The 1,117-nt window shown below is 71.2% G+C and carries 1 protein-coding gene and 1 pseudogene; both read left to right on the top strand.

Translation table 11 applies throughout. The annotated features are described in order from the left end of the window. Nucleotides 1-561, top strand: a 561-nt coding sequence (locus LR948_RS18815) for a hypothetical protein (RefSeq protein ID WP_232755709.1), incomplete at its 5' end; no start/stop codon positions are given. 15 nt (nucleotides 562-576) lie between these two features. Beyond that, nucleotides 577-1,117, top strand: a pseudogene (locus LR948_RS18820) (type II secretion system protein GspD); the annotation flags it as partial.

The raw sequence follows: 1,117 nt of genomic DNA on the forward strand, positions 1-1,117 counted from the left end.
GTCGACCGCTACCGGATCGGGGACAGCCTCTCCGAGGGCGTACGCCTCACCGCCATCGGCCCCGAGGCCATCGAGGTCGAGATCGACGGCGAGGCCACGCGCTTCGGCTTCGACGGCGCGCTCGACGGCAGCGCCCCTGCCCCCGAGGCCACCGCGGAGGCCGCGCCCGCGGACGCCCCCGCCTCGCCGCTCGACCGGCTGCGCGCGGCCATCGTTCCCGGGCGCGGCTCGCTCGATCTGCGCGAGGCCCCGCCGCCCGAGACCACCCAGGAGTACATCGACTTGTGGCGTGGGCGCATCATCGAGGACCCGCAATCGGTGCTCGACACGATAGGCTTGGTGCCCGGGCTCGAGGGCTATAGAATCGACGCCAATCCGAACATCGGCGTGACCCTGGCGGGGCTGAAGCCCGGCGACCTGGTCACCAAGGTGAACGGACAGGCTGTCGGTGATCCCGACGAGGACCGCACCTTCTACGACGAGGTCGCCGCCTCGGGGCAGGCCAGGCTTGAAGTTGTGCGGGACGGCGAGACCCTGCTCATGTCGTTCCCGCTCCGGTAAAGAGGACCCGCGCCCGTGCATCCGATCCGCCGCATTCTTCGCCAACTGGCCGCCGCCGGCGCGCTGGCCGTCACGCTGGCCCTGCCGGCCGCAGGCCAGAGCCTCTCGGAGGAGGGCGACTACGTCATCAACCTGCGTGCAGCCGACATATCGACCTTGGCCGAGCAGGTCTCCGAGATCACCGGCCGCACGCTGGTGGTGGCCCCCGAGGTCTCGGGCGATGTCACCGTGATCTCGGCCGAGCCGCTGTCGGAATCCGGGGTCTGGGAGCTGTTCCAGTCGATCCTGCGCGTGCGGGGCTTCGTCGCGGTGGAAAGCGGCGTCGTCTGGGAGATCGTCGGCGAAGCCGAGGCCCGCGCCAAGGGCATGACCGTGGACAGCGTGCTGAGCGGGCGGCAGGACACCACGACGCGGATCCTCGAACTCGACCGCCTGCCCGCCGCCGAGGCGGTCCGCGTGCTGCGCCCGCTGGTGGCGGAGGCCGGCTACCTCGAGGCGCTCGAGGACCCGAACGCGATCATCATCACCGACACCCGCGCCAACGTCGACCGCATCG

The sequence above is a fragment of the Roseivivax sp. GX 12232 genome (genome assembly GCF_021272185.1).
Lineage (GTDB): Bacteria > Pseudomonadota > Alphaproteobacteria > Rhodobacterales > Rhodobacteraceae > Roseivivax.